Genomic DNA, 21,125 nt, shown 5'->3' with positions numbered 1-21,125 from the left:
AACTATTCACTGTTTAACCGATTGTTAATCCGAAAAATGAGTAGAAAAATATTGACAATACCTACCATACATCCCACAAGAAGCAACCATGGACTACTTTCGAAATATAAATCTAAAAAATAGCCAACAAATATAGGCAAGGTAAGCCCTACGGCAATTTCCAATCCCAGGGAGAGATATTTTAGATAATCGGTAGACGATTTTTGATCATTCAAGAAATATGAGTTTAACTATCTTTTTTCTTAGAAGCCTTCTTGGATGATCCTTTTTTATCCTTTGTGCCCTTTGATTTCTTAGAACTCAATCCGTTTGCAGAGGTATCCTTTTTGATATTATCACTCATATGGAAAGCCCCGTTAATCTGAGCTCCTTCTTCAGCCAATACAGACTTCGTATAAATATCTCCTTCCACAACAGCTGACTTACGCAATACCAGCTTATTGGTCACCCGCACTTCGCCGTTAATATTCCCGGCAATATCAGCATCATCAGCCTCAATATTACCTTTTACTTTTCCCGATGAAGAAACAATCACTTTTCCGTCAGCCTTGGCTTTCCCATCGACAGTACCGGCAATACGGACATCATTCTTCGTCTGTATTGTTCCATCCAATTGCGTGCCTTCACTAATCATATTTATAGAAGGCAAGTTGTTTTCAGATTTCTTGGCATTCATATTTGTGGATTTTTTCTTCTTGTTATTATTAAACATATCAAACTATGATTTTATTAAGTAGGCATTCGGATTCTGAGGAATGCCGTTTTTCCAAATTTCTATGTGTAAATGCGGTCCTGAACTTAATACGCCCACGTCTCCGGCCGTACCTAAGATATCTCCTTTGGTAACAATATCACCGATAGATTTGGAAAGGCTTGCAGCATGCTTATAAACAGTAATAATACCATCGTTATGCTGCACATGTAGTACAAATCCAAAATTAAAAGTCCAGTTTTGATTGATAACTGCTCCGTCGGCAATAGCCTTAAAGGATGTCCCCTGCTGGGTAGCAATATCTATACCGTAATGTCCATTCTGGGGTTCGTATCCGCGCGTAAATGTACCTTCAATTGGGTATCCTGTGGGAAAATCAGGCCGCTGTTTAAATATTTCTGAAAATATTACCTCGTTTTGAGATAACATCTCACTTACTGATACCTGATTAACGCTATTAGGTTCCGCATTACTTGCAGTTTTATTGCTGGAAGATTCCTCAAATTGTTGACTGACTGCAAAGGAGGTATCTGAGCCCTCTGAAATTACTTTTTTCATATCTGACAGCTGGCTGTCACGAGCCCTCAGTGAATCTTGCAGCGACTGTACTTTTTGGGATACTGTAATTACACGTTGGCGCAACTGTGCATCTTCGGTATTGTATAGAAAGGTACTGAGTGGGGTAAACATGACCAGTACCAGCGTTATCAATACTACTGCAATTAAAGCACTGTAAAAAAGCTTCCATAAGCCCGAAGGTTTAAACTGGTACGAGGTCGAAGACTCAGGCATCTCATCGTCAAATAAGACAAAGGTAATATCCCGGTCTTTGTTTTTAAATATCTCTTTAAGAAAATCGAGCATTCGATGCTGTTTTAAGCTTCCGGTGTAGGTCCACGGTAGTTAAAGGGTACATCAATTTGATCATCTTCGGTAATAGTGCCGTTCTCTTTTTCGTACTGCTCAATATTCTCGGTCAATGCACCTGCAAGTCGCTTGGCATGATCAGGTGTAAGGACCATTCGCTTAACAACCTTGGCCTTAGGTGCACCGGGCATCACCGAAATAAAATCGAGGATGAATTCTGAATCGGAATGTGAAATCATTACCAAATTAGAATAGGTGCCGGTAGCTTCATCTTCGGGCAATTCAATTTGAATTTGTCCCTGATTTAAATCTTGTGTTTGATCTGGCATAACAAAAATTTAATTCCAAATTATTATAATTACTGATATTAGGAGTCTAAAAAGCCGTGCTCTTCCATCCATTCATCGTTAAAAATCTTTGAAACATATCGCGTACCACTATCCGGTAAAATGATAACCATAACATCATCTTCATCGAATGAGTTATTTCGGGCATACTCAAGAGCTCCGTGAACGGCTGCTCCACATGAACCGCCTACAAACAACCCTTCCTGGCTGGCCAAAGCCCGCGTGGTCAAAAAGGCGTCTTTATCATTTACTTGTATAACCTCGTCCAGCAAATCCATGTCAATATTATCCGGAATAATATCTTCGCCGATACCTTCGGTTAGATAAGGATGAATCTCATCTTTATCGAATTCTCCTGTATCGAAATACTTTTTGTACACCGAGCCGTCACTGTCAATACCAATAGTCTTAATATCATCATTCTGTTCTTTTAGATACTTGGAGGTGCCCGATACTGTACCCCCTGTTCCCATACCAGCTACATAATGGGTAACATTGCCTTCAGTCTGCTCCCAAATTTCAGGTCCGGTCGTTTCATAGTGGGCCTGGGTGTTACTGGGGTTATCATACTGATTAGGATAATAAGAATTCGGAATCTCTTCGCTCAGCCGCTGGGCCACAGAATAATAACTGTTCGGATCATCGGGCTCAACATCTGTGGGGCAAACTTTTACTTCGGCTCCCAATGCACGCAATAAATCAATCTTAGATTTACTCTGTTTATCTGTCGTGGTGAAAATACAGTCATAACCTTTGATAACAGCTGCCAGTGCTAACCCCATGCCGGTATTGCCGGATGTACCTTCAATAATCGTACCACCAGGCTCAATGAGTCCCTGCTCTTCAGCATCTTCAATCATTTTAAGACCAATACGATCTTTTACACTCTGACCGGGATTAAAATATTCAACTTTTACAAGAATTGTTCCCGGTAAATCATCAGCAAGATCATTAAGCTTTACCAGCGGAGTGTTACCAATCGTTTCTAGAATCGAATTATAATACATTTACTATTGCGTGCTTACCTATTGTTTCTGATTTGAAAGTGATCAAATATAGGAATTTTGAGCTATCAACCCGAAAAAAGTTCAGCTATGAAAAAGCAAAAAAATATATATCTTTGAGAAGTACTTTATTCGGGCCGTGAACTCTGTTATCTTCTGACTCCAATTAATTAACATAACAATATTTCAATGTTTGTAGAACAAAAAAAGCCAAAAGACTTTGATTGCGGGTACAATCTTGACAGAATGATTGACTCCCTGCCCCGTATTGAAGATGAAGACGAACGTATTGAATATGCTGAGCGTGCCGTAGGACTTATTAAACAAAGTCACCCAGGATGGGTTGATGAAAACGGTGACAGCAAGGAAGCCTGGAATCATTTTTTCCATCTTGCCGACTATGATCCCACTGAATATGGCATTACCAATCCATTTAATGAGTAGTAGTTAGCTAGAACTCTCTACCTGGCTAAAATATCTAGCTCAGCGAAAACATCTGTCCCCCAAACTATTTATTGCCACCAAATTATGGAAAGTCGAATTTTCAATTTATATTGAAAGTTATGAAAATCCATTAATAACGTGCTTATATACTTATGAGCCCACAAGTTTCATTGTCGGCCGATCAAATTATCGGGGATAAGCAAAATAATTTGCTAGAAGACTTTTTGGACGAGCTTTTTTCAGGCACCCTGCCCAAATTCGCCACTTTTAGCTTCACAGTTGAAACCATTGATCCCCTGGCCTATTTGGAAATAAATTGGCAAAATGATCAGTTTCAATATTATTGGGAACATCCGGCTGACACCTTTGCTATTGCTGCTCAAGGAACGGTACAAACAATTACCGGCAATGGCCCAGAGCGTTTCCAGCAAATACAGACTGCTGTTGACACCATCGAAAATTCAATAAAAGAATTTTCGGCGGTTAATCATCGATATGACGGTACAATATTTCTGGGCGGGTTTTCTTTTTTTGATGTCATAGCTAACAACAACTGGAAATCATTTGAGCCGGCATCATTTACTATTCCCAAATGGGCCATCATTAAAGATGGAAAATACAGCATTGTAACTCTCGGAGTTGAGCTATCTCACTGGGATGACAGAGAGCAATTGTACCGATATCTTTTAGCACAACTCAAAAAGATTCAAAATGGTGATCATATCGGTACCATCGATACTAAAAAAACCCAAATAAGTTCATCGAACCTTTCTGAACTTGGCACGGCTAGCTTAAATAATGGAGAATATCATAGATGGGAATCTTCTATACGAGAAGCCAAGCAGCTTATCGCCGACAATGAATTCGATAAAATTGTACTAGCAAGACAAGTTAGCATTCCGGCTAGCAAATCAATAATACCCACCGAACTGTTAAATAATTTTCGGAAACAATATACCAACTGTTATAATTTTTTAGTCCACCAGCCGGAAAATGCTACCTTTTTGGGCACCACACCTGAACGGCTTGGCTCCATTAGCCAACAGCGACTACAAACTGAGGCCCTGGCTGGCAGCATGCGACGGGGACAAACTGCTACCGAAGATTCTCTTTTAGAAGAACACCTTGCCGAAAGTTCCAAAAATATCAGCGAGCACAATTTTGTAGTTAAAGATATTAAAGAGCGACTTCGCCCTCTTACACGATCAATTAATTTAAATGGGCGCCCAGAAATTAAAAAGTTGTCGAATGTTCAACATCTTTCCACACCCATCCGGGCAGAACTTAAAAAAGACGTCCATATTCTAGACGTCATTGAACAACTACATCCCACCTCTGCTGTGGGCGGTTATCCATGGGAAAAAGCAGCTCCTTACATTAATAAACTGGAAACATTTGACCGCGGCTGGTATGCAGGTCCGGTAGGATGGTTTAACAGCAGTGGCACAGCTACGTTCGCCGTAGGTATCCGCAGTGGCTTATTGACGGAGAACAACATCTCATTTTTCGCTGGTTGTGGTATTGTCGCTGATTCTAATCCCAAAACAGAATGGGAAGAAACCAATCTTAAATTAAAGCCAATGCTTTCTGCCCTGCCGTATGACTGATCTAAAACCCGGGAATAATTCTTTTTACTGGAGTACCGTTTTTTTTAGACAGCTTCAATCTTTTGGTGTACAGAATGTCATTATTTCTCCTGGTTCACGTTCTACTCCCCTTACCCTCGCTGCCGCTGCCAACAACTACTTAAAGAAACACGTTATTTTAGATGAAAGGTCAGCGGCTTTTACAGCTCTGGGGATCGGCAAGGCAACTAACATTCCAGCGGTCTTAGTTTGTACCTCCGGCACTGCTGTTGCCAACTATTATCCTGCAGTTATTGAAGCTAAGCAATCCGGCATTCCCATGATTGTAGCTACCGCTGACCGACCGGAAGAGTTAGTTGCTAAAGGTGCCAACCAGGCCATCAATCAGCAGCATATTTATGGAAACTACCCGGTATTTTATAAGGATATAGGTGAACCTGCCAATGGAAGTATAGGAACCCTGAAAGAACTGACAAAACAAGCTTTTCAAGCCTCCCGGCAGAACCAAGGGACAGCACATTTAAACTTTCCATTCCGAAAACCACTCCAGCCTGATCCTGATTTCCTGCAGAAAATAACATCAGAAAACAGAAAGCTGACACCGCAAAGTTCTGTTTCCAATTCATCAAAAGAAATTAATATTGATCTGACAGATAGCCTCTCACAGAATATCATACAAACAGCTGAACGACCGCTGATAATTGTTGGACAACTCTCGGCTTCTTCTTCGTCAGAACCTATCTTCGCTCTTGCTGAAAAGCTACAGGCACCGGTTATTTCTGAGTATGGACATCCCGAGTCTGATTGCGATATTCAGGGATTCGACGGTTTTTTACGATCCTCAGAAAATATTGAGGAGCTAAAACCTGATTTAATTTTACGCTTTGGGCTTCAACCGGCCAGCAAAAGTGTGCTACAGGCTGTACGACAATGGCACGCGAATCACCATATTTACTTTGCCGATACGGACCGAAATATCGATATCTTTAATACTACTACGAAACGAATTCAATGGGATGGCAAGACATTTGATACCAGCAATACCTCCCAAAAGCCAGATCAATGGCTGGAAAAATGGAAACAAGCAGAACAGTCATTTTTTGAACAGGCTCAATCCATGGCTGATGACATTGAGCCCCTTACAGACGGACATATTTACCAACAGATTCTGCCCGACATTCCGGATGAGCACACCATCGCAATTTCCAATTCCTTTCCCGCCCGGGATCAGTCCCTATTTGCACGCTTTGGCCGTCAATCCATAGTAACAAATCGTGGTGTGAGTGGCATCGACGGCGTCACTTCCACTGCCATCGGGGCAACTATTGGCAGTCAGAAACCGTTGGTGTTATTTACGGGTGATCTTGCCTTTCTGCACGACTCCAATGCCTTGCTCAACCATCAATTGGTCGACCAACCACTGGTCATTATCGTGATTAATAACAGCGGCGGTTCTATTTTTCGGATGCTACCCATTGCTGATCAGGAAGAATATTTTGAACCCTACTTTGAGACACCACAAGCAGCTGATATTTCATCCCTGACTACCTCCCATAATATACCTTATCAAAAGATCGACTCCCGTTCCAAACTTTTAAACTTTGATGTTTCTGACTGGATAGCCCAGCATCCGGGATGCTCGGTTGTTGAATGCACGACTAATACCGACGCCTCTATGAAATTGCGCAATAGACTATGGAATATCCGGATATGAAATCAACAAATATTGCTGGTTCCCGTTACGCGTATAAGGTCCATAAACAAAATGATGAAGTGCCTTATCTACTTATGCTACACGGCTTTATGGGCGATCACCGGGTATATGATCATCTTATTGAACCATTATGTACTTTTTGTAATCCCATAACTGTAGATCTATTGGGGCACGGAAAATCCGCCACTCCTGAGCATCCCAAACATTATCGGGAAGAGCAACAAATTAGCGATATCACTTCACTTATTTCCAATCTGAATTATTCCCCACTTTGGCTCTATGGATACAGCATGGGCGGCCGACTGGCACTAAAAATAGCCTTAACTCATCCAAATCTTTTTCGTGGATTAATTCTGGAAAGTACTACTTGTGGAATCCCCGACAGCAACAATCGGAAAGAACGAAGAGCAGTAGATGCTGAAAGAGGCAAAGCAATAAAGGACGATTTTGAAGCCTTCCTCAACAGTTGGAAAAAACTAAAGCTGTTTCAATCTCCATTACCAACAAATACGTCTCTCATTGACAACTATCAACGCATTCAGTCAGAACAATCACCTCCTGCCCTAGCCGCTTCGCTGGGTGGATTTGGCAGCGGGGCCATGACACCAGTTTGCAATGAGCTTAACCAGTTAGATCTGCCAACACTATTGATAGCCGGATCGGCGGATGAAAAATATCAGCAGATTAATATGTCAATTGTTGATAAATTACCCGATGCTACATTTTCATCTATCCCGGCAGGCCATCGCGTACACCTAGATAATCCATCAGTATTGATACAAGAAATTGAACATTTTGTAACATTATAACTACTCAAAACCATTACTTGCTATGGAATGGAAAACCGTCAACGAATATCAAGATATCACTTTCAAAAAATCCAACGGCGTAGCGCGTATTGCCATTAACAGACCGGAAATCCGCAATGCATTTCGTCCCAAAACACTGTTTGAACTACAGGATGCTTTTTTGGATGTCCGCGAAGATTCCAACATTGGCGTTGTACTGCTGACCGGTGAAGGTCCATCACCCAAAGATGGAGGCTGGGCATTTTGCTCCGGTGGCGATCAGAACGTTCGCGGCAAAGCCGGCTATAAAGATGATGCCGGAACGCCAAGGCTCAATGTACTTGACCTGCAGCGTATGATCCGCTTTATGGGCAAGGTCGTTATTGCCGTGGTGCCCGGCTGGGCTGTCGGAGGTGGGCACAGCCTGCATGTAGTCTGTGATCTGACAATTGCCAGTGAAGAGCATGCTATCTTCAAACAAACCGATGCCGATGTGGCCAGCTTTGACGGCGGGTTCGGCTCAGCACTGCTGGCACGTCAGGTGGGACAGAAGAAAGCACGTGAAATCTTTTTCCTCGGCCGTGACTACTCTGCCCAAGAGGCTTACGATATGGGGATGGTGAATAAAGTAGTTCCACATGATGAGCTAGAAGAAACCGCTTATCAGTGGGCACAAGAAATCCTGGAGAAAAGTCCTACGGCTATTCGCATGATAAAATATGCTTTTAATTTAGTGGACGACGGTATGGTGGGTCAACAGATATTTTCTGGCGAAGCCACCCGCTTGGCCTATATGACGGATGAGGCAGCTGAGGGACGTGATGCTTTTCTCGAAAAACGCAAGCCCAACTGGGATGATTATCCCTGGATTGGATAGTCATAAAGCTTCAGGTAACTTCAAAAGTTTTCTGAAGCTAATCGGGTGATCTTTCGAGACTTTCCGAAATCCTTTTTAAAAAACCGCTCTGCCTATCTTAGGCATTTGCAATGTCATTAATTTTTATTCCAGCCCAAAAGATAGGATTAGTATAGAAAAAGAGTACTGCTATTTCTCCAAATCCAAATAACCTCATCACAAATCTAATTTAGGTTAATTTAGGACTTAAACATTTTTCATCGCATTATAAAAACCCTGACAGGACTTGGGTCCTGCCAGGGTTAAAGTTTTATTTTATAAAAGAAATATGGCAAGTCTTTGAGACTTGCCATATTTAAAACTTCTAAATTATCTCATCTTACGAACAGCCAGTGGTTGAACCACAGGTAATGCACTTCTGACAAGTTCCATTACGGACCATCGTCATACTTCCGCATTCGGGACATGAGTCGCCGGTATATCCCAGCTCTTTGGCCTGCTCATAATCACTTTGATAACTGTCATCATCACCTGCAGCCTGCGTTTCTTTCGCCGGCTCAGGCTGTGCTACAGCATCTGATTGCTGTTGGGTTCCGGACTGCTCCGGATCTATCCGATTCGCTTTTTCCCGCGCCTGCTCAGCCTCTTCAGACGGACGCATTTTGCGTGACATTACATCTTCTGCAGGAACATGCGCCAGGTCATCACGACCGAGATAGGTCACTGCCAGCTCTCGGAAAATATAATCAATAACCGAAGTGGTCATCTTCACATGCGGACTACCGGTGACCGTTCCGCTGGGCTCAAACTTGGTGAACGTAAAGGCATCCACAAACTCTTCAAGCGGAACACCGTGCTGTAAGCCAAGCGAAATGGCAATAGCAAAGCAGTTCGTAAGGCTGCGGAATGCCGCACCTTCGCGGTGCATATCAATAAATATTTCACCGAGCTGGCCGTTTTCATATTCGCCGGTTCGCAAGTACACGCTCTGTCCGCCAATTTTAACTTTTTGCGTATAACCGCTTCTACGACTTGGCAGCCGCTGGCGATCGGCCACATATTTATGGATAATCTTCTCGGCCGTCTCTACCACCTTGTCTTGCCCTTCAGCAGAATTTTCATCCAGTTCTTGCTCGTCGAAGTCTTCAAAGACATCACTGAGACTGTTCAGCGGCTGACTGAGTTTCGAACCGTCGCGATAAAGGGCGTTAGCCTTGAGCATTAGCTGCCAAGACTGCATGTAGGCATCCTTGAAATCCTCAACCGTAGCCTCGTTTGGCAGGTTAATAGTCTTGGAAATCGCGCCCGAAACAAACGGTTGCGCAGCCGCCATCATTCGGATGTGTCCACCGGGTTTAATATATCGGGTACCAATACGTCCACAGCGATTAGCACAGTCAAAGACCGGCAAGTGCTCATCTTTCAAATGCGGAGCACCCTCTACCGTCATCGTACCGCAAACGTATTTATTGGCTTCCTGAATTTCCTCTTTAGAAAATCCGAGATGCTTGAGAATATCATATTTGGGATTAGCAAGCTCTTCATCCGTTAGACCAAGTTCTTCTTTGCAGAAATCTTCACCCAATGTCCACTGATTAAAGGCAAACTTCACTTCGAAACTGCTTGGCAGAGCTTCTTCGACTGCCTCTATCTGCTTGTCGCCAAAGCCTTTTTCACGAAGGCTTTCTTCATTGATATGGGGACAACCATCAAGCGTACCATGCCCTTTGGCATAATTAATGATGTCCTGCCGTTCTTTAGGGCTGTATCCCAAGTTCTCTAGCGCTCTGGGCACAGCCTGATTGATAATTTTAAAGTGTCCGCCACCGGCTAGTTTCTTAAACTTAACCAGTGCAAAATCAGGTTCAATGCCGGTAGTATCACAATCCATTATCAATCCAATAGTGCCCGTTGGAGCAATCACCGTTACCTGCGCATTGCGGTAACCGTACTTCTCTCCCATTTCTACGGCTTTATCAGAATCTTCGCGCGCCGCTTCCAGCAGATTATCGGGACATTCATTGGCATCAATACCCATCGGCTTCACCGTCAATCCTTCGTACTCATCGGGATCCACATTATATGCTGCACGTTTGTGATTGCGAACTACGCGCAACATGTGCTCTTTGTTGGCTTCGTACCGTTCAAACGTACCCAACTCATCAGCCATTTCGGCACTGGTTGCATAGGCATTCATGTGGATAATGCTCATCAGTCCACCGGCAATGGCACATCCCTTGGGACTGTCATATGGAACACCCTGAACCATCAGCGCGGCACCAATATTAGCAAACCCAAGACCCAGCGTACGATACTTGTATGAGAGATCAGCAATTTCTTTGGATGGGAATTGGGCCATCAGTACCGAAATCTCCAGCACGACCGTCCACAACCGCGATGCATTGCGGAGAGCTTCTACATCAAACTCCTGGCACTCTTCCGTCTTGAAATACTTCATTAAATTCAGTGATGCCAGGTTGCAAGCCGTATTGTCGAGGAACATATACTCTGAACACGGATTACTGCCGTTAATCGGTCCATCTTCGGGACAAGTATGCCACTCATTAATCGTATCATGATACTGCGCTCCCGGATCGGCAGAAGCCCAAGCTGCCTGAGAAATATCATCCCACAGCTCACGGGCGCGGAGCGTCTTGCTTGGTTCCGGCTCCCGACCCTCTTCGGCGGCCTTCCGTTTTTCCGTTCTCCAATACAAATTCCAGTCCTCATCATTTTGGACGGCCTTCATAAACTTATTGGGAATACGCACAGAGTTGTTGGAATTCTGTCCACTCACCGTGCGATATGCTTCTGAATCCCAGTCGGTGTTATAGGTTTCAAATTCCAGATCTGTGAATCCTTGGGCCGCCAGCTGTACCACACGTTCAATATAGTTAAGCGGCACTTCATCTTCTTTAGCTTCTTTAATAGCCTTACCCAACTCTTCATTCTTTGAAGGATCACGACTTACCGCTCCGTTGAAGGTGCGACCGTCAATCTCCACCGGCTTGTTACACAGCTTAATAATTTTCTTGAGATGACTTTCCAGCACTTTGGATCCGGTTACCATGGAAGCCACTTTTCGCTCTTCGCGTACCTTCCAGTTGACATACTCTTCAATATCCGGATGGTCAAGATCCAGTGTCACCATCTTAGCTGCGCGTCGGGTCGTACCGCCCGACTTGATAGCACCCGCTGCCTTATCACCAATTTTCAAGAAGCTCATCAAACCTGATGAATGACCACCGCCACTCAACGGCTCTCCTTCACCGCGGATTTTGGAAAAATTACTGCCCGTTCCAGAGCCGTACTTGAACAGACGGGCCTCGCGAACCCAAAGATCCATAATACCGCCTTCATTGACGAGATTATCATCAATACTTTGAATAAAGCAAGCATGCGGCTGAGGATGCGAATAGGCATCATCTGACTTAGTGAGTTCGCCGGTTTTGCCATCTACATAATAATGACCCTGCGACGGACCATTAATGCCATAAGACCAGTGCAAGCCCGTATTAAACCACTGCGGACTGTTCGGAGCAGCCATCTGATTAGCCAGCATATAACAGAGCTCATCATGAAAAATCTTTGCTTCTTCTTCCGAATCAAAATAATCATGTTTCCAGCCCCAGTACGTCCAGCAACCGGCCAGACGACGAAACACCTGACGGCTGTCTTGCTCACCGCCAAATCGATCATCTTCATCAATATCTTTCATCGCTTCTTCATCAGGCTCGGACCGCTGAATCCATTTCGGTACTCCCTTCTCTTTTACCTTTTTGGTTTCTTTTGGCACCCCAGCCTTTCGAAAATATTTTTGTGCCATTACATCGGTCGATACCTGTGACCAATCTTCGGGTACAATAACATTCTCTTGTTTAAAGACAACAGAGCCGTCAGGATTTTTGATCTCCGATTTTCGACTCTCAAATTCCATATCCCCAAACGGGCTATCCCACTCTTCCTGAGTATAAAAACGTGTGAATTCCATATATTTATCTCCAGTTTACTTGACTAATATTTTGACTATTTGGAAGGCTTTTCAAAAGCACTATATCTATTGCCTGACGCAATAATTAATATAAAAGATTGGTGCTTTACGGCAAGGAAAAACAGCAATTACTTTTCCACAAAAAGGATGAGTTATCCACAATCGAGGATAGAATCCCAAGCAAAATAAGCATTGTTTTTTAGCTTATTATTAACAAAATGTGGATAACTTCAAGGCTTTGAATGAGGGGGGATATTGTAGTCCGCTTTTAAATGATTTAACAATCGAATTCATCAATAAAAAAGGTCCGCTATTTTGATAATTCTAATAGCGGACCTTTAAAATCAAAAAATATCGTTGTGCGAGATCGGTTTTACCTACCAGTTATAAACTTAAATTCCTGTGGAGCAATTCCCGCTGAAAATGAATCTACTGCTGCCCCTTTAGTATCATAAAGTACGGTTTTGCCTGGCTGACTAAAACCATTGCTTTGGCCCAGATATAGGCGTTGCTGCGGACCAAAAAATCCGATGGCACTAAACGATCGATCAATAAGTTTTTGATCAGAAAGCGTAAAATTGTTCATATCTATCGTGGATATGCCATCATTAAGTAAATAGGCAGTCGCATTTTCACTGTCTAGTTCTAGTCGATATACAAAACCGGAAGTAGCCGCAATATCCGGCGATTCTATCGTATTTATACGTTGTCCTGTTTGTCCATCCAGTACATATATACTGCCCGGAGTGTCATCAGTATTTGAATCGTATGAAACTTGCCCGTTACAGGCCACCCAAATACGATCTTCACTATCAACAGCCATTTCGCTGGGCGTTGTGCAAACATCATTCATAGTCTGCTCTACCGTTTGTGTTTTTGGATTAATGACTGAAATCGAATTACTGCCGCTATTTGTCACATACACACGATCACCAACTTCTACAATATCACGCGGTGAAGTACCAACGGCAATACGCTGGTCGGTTTGCTCCATCGAATTTAAATCCATAACCAATACACTATCAGTGCTGGCCTGGAAATCCAGAGTCGTTACATATGCCAGTCCATTATCAAGAACCTCAATAGCTGTGGGGGGAAGAGTCGTTTCCATGGTCACAGTACTCTGCATATTCTGACTATTCGCTACTTCTATCTTATCAGCAGCGTTTAGCACGATATACATTTGTCCATCTTTGACATGGGCCGACTGAATGATACCTGCCATAGGACGTCCGTTGGTATTTTTAAAAGACTGTTTGGATACGCTACCGTCTTGGGGATCATAATTTGTAACCGATCCATTACCATCAGAAAAATTGCCCTGATTCATCAAATATACGGATGCTGTTTCCAACGGATCAGGTTCGTTACCGTTGTCGCTGCAGGCTGTAATTACAAAAGAGATGAGTAAAAAGAATAAAAAGTATCGTTTGGACATAACTTAAATTTTAGAATTGATAAGTTGTAGTGAGTGAAAAATTGTAGTTTCTCTGCGGCATGGCATACCATTGGACAATCTCATAATTCGTTCCAAAAATATTATTGATTCCTGCTCGTGCTGTAAATCGAAATCCGCCCACAGACTTTTGTAGCTGCAAAGTCGCATCAGTAACCTGGTAGGGATCAAGTGAATTGCTGATACTTTCAGTATCGGTCGTATAGCGGCGGCCTATCCATTGGTATTGCAACAACGCTTTAGCCATACCTTTTTTGATGCTCAGCGATGCCTTGTACTTCCATTTGGGTACATAGCGCAGTTGGTGTCCTACGGCACCATCACCCGAGAAACGAGGCTCGGTGATTTCAGTACTTGTAAAAGATCCTGATTGACGCAGGCTAATTTGCAAACCCGCCGGAAAAGAAAGAATGTTTTTAAGTTGAGCCTCCAGTCCTTGCGAAGTAATCTGCTCAACATTTGAAGGTGAATACACTCCATTATTACCGGGGAACCAGCGTATGCCATCCGAAATGCGGCTGTAAAAAGCAGTAAGCTGAGCAGAAGCGAAACTAAAGCTGGTCTTTGATGGCATGACAGCAAGGCCTGCTTCAAAAGAATTACTGCGCTCGGCCTCAAGATTAGGATTACCGCTCTGAGCCCAGTATAAAGCATTAAATGTGGGTGGGTTAAAATCGCGGCTCAGCTGTCCTCTTAAAAATACTGTTTCTTCTATCAGTTCATAGTTGATGCCCAGCGACGGACTCACAACACTCCCAAAATCGCTGTAAGCATCAAAGCGGAGCGCCGGATATAACCGTAATTTACTATCCAAAGCAACTATCACTGGATTGGCCAGCACACTCAGCTGTTGCCGCTGTTTATCAGATGTATAATTATTGGTTTGTACCCCCGTTATTCCACCGCTGACTTCTCCCTTCCACTGTACAAACGTCGAGGGCTGAAATTTTATATCTGCACTCATTAGCCAGCGTCGGTTCGTACTCAAACTGTGCGTATCAATTTCAGGATCAAAGTAGTTTAACTCTACACGCTCTAGATAATTTGTGAGGGATATTTTGGCTTTGCCCCACCGGCTATTGTAACTACTTAACCAACGCAATGATTGATCTTCTTGCCGAGCCTTGGGCGATGGACTAATAACACTTCCGGGAATTTGATTTTTACTGTCTGTAATCCAAAAGGTCGATTCCAACGACCCTTTGTCCAGTTTACGTTTTACCGAGGTCATCAAATTCTCTCGTTCAGTGCGATTGTGACTTCTTTGTTCCTCTCGATTATAAGCACGATTGTAATAGCTAAAGTCATTTTCTGATCGCGACAACATACTGCGCACTCCTACTTGCCAGAGTCCTGTATTGTACCGAGCATTTAAAGAAGTCTGCCGCTGCCCATATGAACCTGCGCTCTGCTGCAGCGAGATGCGGCTGCCTTGCTCCCAATCCGAAGACAAATATAGTGCACCTGAAAGACTGCCACCACCAAAAGCAGTACTTGGCACACCCGAGCTGACCTGGATGTCCGAAAAGAAACTAGCCGGTAGCAACGACAGATCATTCTGACCCAACATGGGATTATTAATGGGTATTCCTTCCCAAAGTACTTGAATTTGTTCGGACGAGAGTCCACGTTGAGATGCATTTGAAAATGAACCCGGGCCGTTTTGTTTAATAAACAATGATGATTCGGCCGCTAATATCTCTCCAATATCCCGATTTTCCAACATGCCAATGCGCGCCGAATCAATCAGTTCAATATTGATTGGCTGATATTCAAGCGGCTGCTGGATACGAGTGGCAACGACCGTAATTTCATCCAGCTGGAGCGTATCGGCAAGTACAGATTGGGCATGAGTAAAGCCGACCGGCAGCAATGCCAAAGCAATGGCTACATAAAATACACGTGAGATACGTAAAATAGGTCTAGAAAACATGGTAACTTCTCAAACTTTAACTCCCGAAAGTTTTTCGAAATAGTATCAATAGGCAGGTCTCCTGGCTTTTCCTGTTGCCTTACCTTCCCATCCGCCAACCGACGGATAGTGGTAACAAGATAAGAGGCAACATAATGATGGAATCACAGTTGCGGGTACAGCTTTCGACTTCTCCGAATACTCGAAGGCACGAAATTCCCTTTTCACCCTATTTTCATAGGGAACCAATTGCTATTTCAAAGAGCGTGTAAACTTAGCAGCTTTATGGATCAATTGAAACTAAAAAAATAAAATCATCTGTCATTCAGCTCATCGAGTAGTGCTTTCATGGATTCGCAACGAGTGGTCGTATTTCCCTTTATAAACTGCCAGCTAAATGTATTGCTATCCTGTTGCACTTTAACCTGCAATTCAGTTCCGTTAGACTCAGTTACTCGATGCCCTTCTCGCTCAAGAGCTCTGCGCGTCCAAAATACGCCAACCGTATCGCCCGTCAGATGCACTGGCTCCTTTTGGGGATGATGAAGCGTAAAAGAACCCGTACTGCGATCGAAATCAAAACTGTCGCGCTCAAAAACTGCCTCGAAGGTACCGTCGAGCACTAAATCTTCAGGTGTACCGGTTATTACCTGTCCCTTGCGGTTTATAAGCCAAAGGGTATCCGCTGCCTTCAGAGCTAAATCCAGTTCATGTGTAGAAAGCAAAATGGCCTTTTGTGTTTGATGAGCCAACTTCCGCAGAAGTCGCATCACTTCTACCCTGTTAGGCAAATCCAGATGGGCCGTAGGTTCATCCAACAAGATGCCCTCTGTATCCTGCGCCAGCGCTCGGGCAATCATAACTTTCTGGCGCTCCCCGTCGCTGATTCGTAGGACATCGCGATCTACAAAATGCTCAATGCCGGTGGATCGAATGGCCCAGCTTACAATTTCTTCGTCCTGCTCGGTAAGCGATCCAAACCAGCCGGTATAGGGAGAACGACCAAAGGCAACCAGCTCGTAGACACTCAGGTTTCCAATCGTCAGTCGATCGGTCAATACCGTACTTATTTGCTGCGCTTTTTCCCGGTTGGCCAGCTCGTCAATATTGTGTCCGCTCAGCTGTACTCTTCCATCCAGCGGCCTGTGCAGGCCAGCTAGTGTGCGAATAAGTGTGGACTTACCCGATCCGTTGGGCCCCAGCAAGCACACAATTTCGCCCCCTTGTAAGTTTACATTGATATCTGATCCTACAACTGTAGCCGAAGTTTGTGACCCGGCAGGTGGAAATCCAATAGATAAATCACGGGTCGATATGATTTCTTGGTTATCCATCAAAATGAGGCCTTTAGATTTTTTCGCTGAATAATGACCCAAATAACGACAGGAGAACCTACCATTGAAGTGACTGCACTAATGGGCAGCGTAGTTGATGAGCCGGGCACTTGTGCAATGATATCACAGGCCAACAGCAACAGTGCACCCATCAGCAAAGTTGCTGGAATAAGCACGCGGTGATCATTAGTACCCAGCAACGAACGCGTTAGATGCGGCACTGCTATACCTACAAACCCAATGGGACCACAAAAGGCTGTAATTCCACCAGCCAGCAGACTGGTACTTACAATAATCCAGATGCGCGAAGCGGTAACCGACAGGCCCATGCTGCGAGCGTAGTTTTCACCCAGCAGCAAACCGTTTAACGGTTTTGATAAAGCCAGTGCTAGTCCACCGCCCACAATTGTTACAGCTCCTAGAATCCACAGCTGATTGAGCGGCACACCGCCAAGACTTCCAAAGGTCCAAATCAGGTAATCCTGAATTTGCTCCGGACTACTAAAATACTGCCAAACACTTACCACGGCGATGGTAATATTGCCAATCATAAGTCCAATGATAAGTAAGGTTACATTATCCCGTACCTTTATGGATATCAATAAGATCAGAAGCAACACCCCTGCGGCACCGGCACTGGCAGCACCTACGATTAACCAGCTGCCAAGCGCCGAGAACTGTTGGATGGCAAAAATACTGGTGATTGTACCGGCAGCAAGCATTACGATAGCTACTCCCAAACTGGCACCTGCGGTAATTCCCAATACCGAAGGACCCGCCAGCGGGTTGCGAAACAATGTTTGCATCTGCAATCCTCCCACCGAGAGCGCACTCCCTGCCAAAATAGCTGTTACAGCCCGGGGAATACGAATATTGATTACAATCTTATGCCATGCCCCGTTACCTACCTCTCCACCACCTAATATTGCCACAATATCTCCGATGGGGATGTCTACCGAACCAAGTGCCAGATTAAGCACAAAGAGTACTACAACCGCAGTGGCTAGCAGTACAAAATATAGCGAATAACCTCCCCTTCGGTTATGTATGGGGTCTTCGTTCATCAATTATTCAGTTAAAAGGTTAATCCAATTGTTGATAATAATACAACTCGTGATCGGGCACTAACTCAGGGTGAAGAATCTTGATCAGGTCGGCCAAAAGTATTTCGGGATGCACCACGCCAGATTCCCAAAAATCATTGCCGCCCGACTCATTCAGGCGACGGTTATTGTTATAAATTCTGCCCGTTTGGTAGGATTTAAAATCCTTAAACCGAGCATCTTTGGCCAGAACTTCTTCTTTTGATGTTGTCGCACCGGGATTCAACCAAACGTCTGCCTGCAACCCCTTTTCATAAACGGCTTCAAAATCTTTCCGCAATCCACCAGTTTCACTAGATGAATACCAAGGATAGTCAGCACCGGCATCTTTCAGATATCGGGCTGTAAAGCTATCTCCGCCTGAAACAAACCAGGCTCCTTTATAGGGCATATTATTTATGACCAATGGTTTCTGACCTACTGTATCTGTGGCGGCCTTCAAACGGTTATACTCTTTTGCAACCGCTCCAAATTTTTGATTTGCTAATTTTTCTTTGTTAACCAGTGCAGCCATTACTTTTACCCATTCAGCCTTGCCCAGGGGCGTAGTCTCCAGCCACTCGGAGTTTACCATTACGTCGATACCGGATTCCATAAGCACACGATAATTATCGAACTGTGAAGACTCTCCGCCTGAGATCATTAGCAAATCAGGCTGCATGGCCATAGCCTGTTCTTTATTGAATTCTCCAGAGGTAAACCGGGTGATTTTTCCTTCTTTAAATCTGTTTCTTATTTGCCGGTTGTACACATATTCAGCACCTACCATGCCGGTAATAATTCCATTGATGTTAAGCATTTCTGTAAGACCCAGATGAGTGGTAGAAGTGGCAATAAGACTTCTGACAGGGATAGCAATTTCCTCGGTATTTTTGACCTGTATTTGATCAGCTATCTCTCTGGGAACCAATGAGTAACGCAGAGTGTCCACTTGATCTTGAAACGGCTTCAGAATTTCAAGCAACTTATAGTTTTGGTGGTAGCTGATCTGGAATCCATCGGCATACTTTGCGTGCACCTGATGGCTAAATCGAACCGAATCAACAGTAGCAGATTGCTGGCTATCTTGGGGGGGATCAGCAGATTGGCATCCCCAACCTACTATTACAACAAACAGAACCAGTAGAAATGAACGAACGTGCAGGAAAGATGATAATCGTTGAATCATGGATACAGCTTTTCTCCCGAAAGCATTTTCCTTCATTGACAACGGCAGGTCTTCTGGCTTACTCTACTTTTGAGCACCTTCCCCCTGTCTAAAAAACAGGAGTGGATTTATTAACCTCAATGCGCACCGAATTGTGCGGAGAGCTTACAGCAGCGGGGACTGCTCCGGACTCTTGATTCCGACAGCTGTCGGAATAGATCACCGGATTCCCATTTTAACTGAATCTCAGATACAAGATCTTCAGAACCGTATCAAATCAGTACATTAGGATTTATTTTTGTGACTCTGATAATAACGGTATTAACGCTGATAAGCTAATTTCGATATCCCGTTGATAGACCAGTGAACCTAAGGATAATCTCCCCAATAATATGCTTGTATGTGATGTCAAAGCGAATATAATCTTGCCCTTACATAATTTTTTGCTATTATCTTTAGCAACTTGTTGATGCTTGTAGCATTTCGATCAGCACACCGATTCGTTCAAAATACTTGCTGTAAATTCGGCTAACTTAAAACATGGGAACGGATCATTACCCAGTAAAAGTTCACGCCTATCAATATCACTGAAAATCTCTTGGCTGCCATTCATACAGTAGAGACACTCCTCAACAATACCTTACAGAAGCGTTTTTCTATCCCTTCCCTAAATACTTAGAATCCACTCAAAATCACACTTTTAAAGCTTTAAACGCCCATAAAAATAATTTTTTGTAACATTTTTAAATCTGCCAGCGTATTAGATTGCAAATAATTGACAATTCAAATGCGTAGAATATTATGAAATATTTTTTGCAATGGGCAGTAGTTAGTGTGGTCGGGCTTTCGGTAGTTGTCATTTCTTCGTGCAGTTCTACATCATCATCCAAAAATATTGCTGACGAAGATTCCACAGCTACCGTACCCGTAGAAGTCGCTACCGTAAAAACCGATGATATTTCGGCTTATTACTCCAATACCGTTACCCTTGAAGCCGATGAAGAAGCAATGGTAGTATCCAAAGTTCGGGGAATTGTTAACAAGCTCCACGTTGAAGAGGGAGATGTTGTACAACAAGGAACCGTATTAGCAGAACTTGAGGATGAGCAACTACAGCTCGAAGCCAAGCGCGCCAAGGCAACAATGGATCGGCTTGAAAATGACCTTAACCGAAAGAAAGAATTATATAAGAAAGAGCTCATCAGCGCTCAAGAATATGAAAATGCCAAGTATGAATATCAGGCCCAACAATCAGATTATGAGCTAGCCAAGCTGCAGGTTAAATATACTCACATTCGAGCGCCCATCGCGGGTGTCATCTCAGAGCGCCTGATCAAAAAAGGCAATATGATCAATGCTGATCAGGAAGTTTTTCAGATTACTGATTTTGACCCTCTCCTGGCCGTCCTCAACGTTCCAGAGCATGAAATGGAAAAATTGCAAAAAGGCCAACAGGCACTGATACAAGTTGATGCCGTAGCCAACAAGACTTTTGAAGGCAAAGTGTTGCGTATTAGTCCCACGGTAGATTCCGAGACTGGAACATTTGAGGTTACCGTATCAGTCAAAGATGAATCTCGTCGGTTAAAACCGGGCATGTTTGGACAAGTGCAGATTGTGTATGACACACATCTTAATACGCCAACTATCCCTAAAAATGCCATCATTAACGAAGACGAAACGAGTAATGTATTTGTCATCCGAAATAACATGGCATTTCGCAAACAGGTACAGGTAGGATATGAAAATGGCAACGCTGTTGAAATTTCAGACGGATTGCAGCCTGCTGATACTGTCGTAACTGTGGGACAAAGCAGCCTGCAAGACAGTGCACTGGTTAAAATTGTAGAAGATTAATAAGATA

The 21,125-nt window shown here is 43.7% G+C and carries 16 protein-coding genes, 1 pseudogene and 2 riboswitches; of the genes and pseudogenes, 6 read left to right on the top strand and 11 right to left on the bottom strand.

Annotated features, from left to right (window positions below; all coding sequences use genetic code 11):
* Nucleotides 1-2: 2 nt before the first annotated feature.
* The 5 genes and pseudogenes from LX73_RS01485 to LX73_RS01465 form a co-directional block, all read right to left on the bottom strand.
* On the bottom strand, nt 3-215 hold the full coding sequence (locus LX73_RS01485) for an AtpZ/AtpI family protein (RefSeq protein ID WP_148897693.1): 213 nt from the start codon (nt 213-215) through the stop codon (nt 3-5).
* An 11-nt stretch (nt 216-226) separates the two neighbouring features.
* A complete protein-coding gene (locus tag LX73_RS01480) occupies nt 227-712 on the bottom strand; it encodes a bactofilin family protein (RefSeq protein ID WP_148897692.1) in 486 nt (161 codons plus the stop codon).
* A gap of 6 nt (nt 713-718) precedes the next feature.
* Entirely contained in the window at nt 719-1,576 is an 858-nt protein-coding gene (locus LX73_RS01475) for a M23 family metallopeptidase (protein ID WP_148897691.1), read from the bottom strand.
* Between the two features lie 11 nt (nt 1,577-1,587).
* Nucleotides 1,588-1,908: a DUF3467 domain-containing protein gene (locus LX73_RS01470; RefSeq protein WP_148897690.1), complete on the bottom strand. Its 321-nt coding sequence runs from the start codon at nt 1,906-1,908 to the stop codon at nt 1,588-1,590.
* A gap of 44 nt (nt 1,909-1,952) precedes the next feature.
* Nucleotides 1,953-2,933, bottom strand: a pseudogene (locus LX73_RS01465) (PLP-dependent cysteine synthase family protein); the annotation flags it as partial.
* Between the two features lie 186 nt (nt 2,934-3,119).
* On the opposite strand from LX73_RS01465, the gene LX73_RS01460 reads away from it, so the two are divergent.
* The 5 genes from LX73_RS01460 to LX73_RS01440 all read left to right on the top strand — a co-directional run bounded on the left by LX73_RS01460 (nt 3,120) and on the right by LX73_RS01440 (nt 8,339).
* Complete coding sequence (locus LX73_RS01460; RefSeq protein WP_148897688.1) at nt 3,120-3,374, top strand: DUF4290 domain-containing protein; 255 nt, start codon at nt 3,120-3,122, stop codon at nt 3,372-3,374.
* Nucleotides 3,375-3,526: 152 nt separating this feature from the next.
* Complete coding sequence (locus tag LX73_RS01455; RefSeq protein ID WP_148897687.1) at nt 3,527-4,981, top strand: isochorismate synthase; 1,455 nt, start codon at nt 3,527-3,529, stop codon at nt 4,979-4,981.
* Nucleotides 4,974-6,674 (top strand): 2-succinyl-5-enolpyruvyl-6-hydroxy-3-cyclohexene-1-carboxylic-acid synthase, encoded by a 1,701-nt coding sequence (gene menD / locus LX73_RS01450; RefSeq protein WP_148897686.1) that lies wholly within the window; start codon nt 4,974-4,976, stop codon nt 6,672-6,674. The genes LX73_RS01455 and menD overlap by 8 nt, the downstream gene beginning before the upstream one ends.
* Nucleotides 6,671-7,483 (top strand): alpha/beta fold hydrolase, encoded by an 813-nt coding sequence (locus LX73_RS01445; RefSeq protein ID WP_211359336.1) that lies wholly within the window; start codon nt 6,671-6,673, stop codon nt 7,481-7,483. Before menD ends, LX73_RS01445 begins: the two co-directional genes overlap by 4 nt.
* Before the next feature lie 22 nt (nt 7,484-7,505).
* Nucleotides 7,506-8,339, top strand: a complete 834-nt coding sequence (locus LX73_RS01440) for a 1,4-dihydroxy-2-naphthoyl-CoA synthase (RefSeq protein ID WP_148897684.1) — start codon at nt 7,506-7,508, stop codon at nt 8,337-8,339.
* Between the two features lie 358 nt (nt 8,340-8,697).
* On the opposite strand, the gene LX73_RS01435 is transcribed toward LX73_RS01440, so the two are convergent.
* From LX73_RS01435 to LX73_RS01410, 6 genes are all read right to left on the bottom strand, one after another.
* A complete protein-coding gene (locus LX73_RS01435; RefSeq protein ID WP_148897683.1) occupies nt 8,698-12,309 on the bottom strand; it encodes a vitamin B12-dependent ribonucleotide reductase in 3,612 nt (1,203 codons plus the stop codon).
* Nucleotides 12,310-12,682: 373 nt separating this feature from the next.
* Entirely contained in the window at nt 12,683-13,747 is a 1,065-nt protein-coding gene (locus tag LX73_RS01430) for a YncE family protein (RefSeq protein WP_148897682.1), read from the bottom strand.
* 10 nt (nt 13,748-13,757) lie between these two features.
* Complete coding sequence (locus LX73_RS01425; protein WP_148897681.1) at nt 13,758-15,698, bottom strand: TonB-dependent receptor plug domain-containing protein; 1,941 nt, start codon at nt 15,696-15,698, stop codon at nt 13,758-13,760.
* 34 nt (nt 15,699-15,732) lie between these two features.
* Nucleotides 15,733-15,942: riboswitch (cobalamin riboswitch) on the bottom strand.
* 49 nt (nt 15,943-15,991) lie between these two features.
* On the bottom strand, nt 15,992-17,011 hold the full coding sequence (locus LX73_RS01420) for an ABC transporter ATP-binding protein (RefSeq protein WP_148897680.1): 1,020 nt from the start codon (nt 17,009-17,011) through the stop codon (nt 15,992-15,994).
* Nucleotides 17,011-18,075 (bottom strand): iron ABC transporter permease, encoded by a 1,065-nt coding sequence (locus LX73_RS01415; RefSeq protein WP_148897679.1) that lies wholly within the window; start codon nt 18,073-18,075, stop codon nt 17,011-17,013. Before LX73_RS01415 ends, LX73_RS01420 begins: the two co-directional genes overlap by 1 nt.
* 19 nt (nt 18,076-18,094) lie before the next feature.
* Nucleotides 18,095-19,282 (bottom strand): ABC transporter substrate-binding protein, encoded by a 1,188-nt coding sequence (locus LX73_RS01410; RefSeq protein WP_170245549.1) that lies wholly within the window; start codon nt 19,280-19,282, stop codon nt 18,095-18,097.
* 26 nt (nt 19,283-19,308) lie between these two features.
* Nucleotides 19,309-19,548: riboswitch (cobalamin riboswitch) on the bottom strand.
* Nucleotides 19,549-20,062: 514 nt separating this feature from the next.
* Between LX73_RS01410 and LX73_RS01405 the strand changes: the two genes are divergently transcribed.
* Nucleotides 20,063-21,118, top strand: coding sequence for an efflux RND transporter periplasmic adaptor subunit (locus tag LX73_RS01405; protein WP_148897677.1), 1,056 nt, complete (start codon nt 20,063-20,065; stop codon nt 21,116-21,118).
* Nucleotides 21,119-21,125 lie beyond the last annotated feature (7 nt).

Origin of the sequence: Fodinibius salinus, assembly GCF_008124865.1 — a bacterium.
GTDB classification, from domain to species: domain Bacteria; phylum Bacteroidota; class Rhodothermia; order Balneolales; family Balneolaceae; genus Fodinibius; species Fodinibius salinus.
The sequence above is the reverse complement of the archived record's forward strand: the minus strand, read 5'-3'. Positions and strand labels throughout refer to the sequence as shown.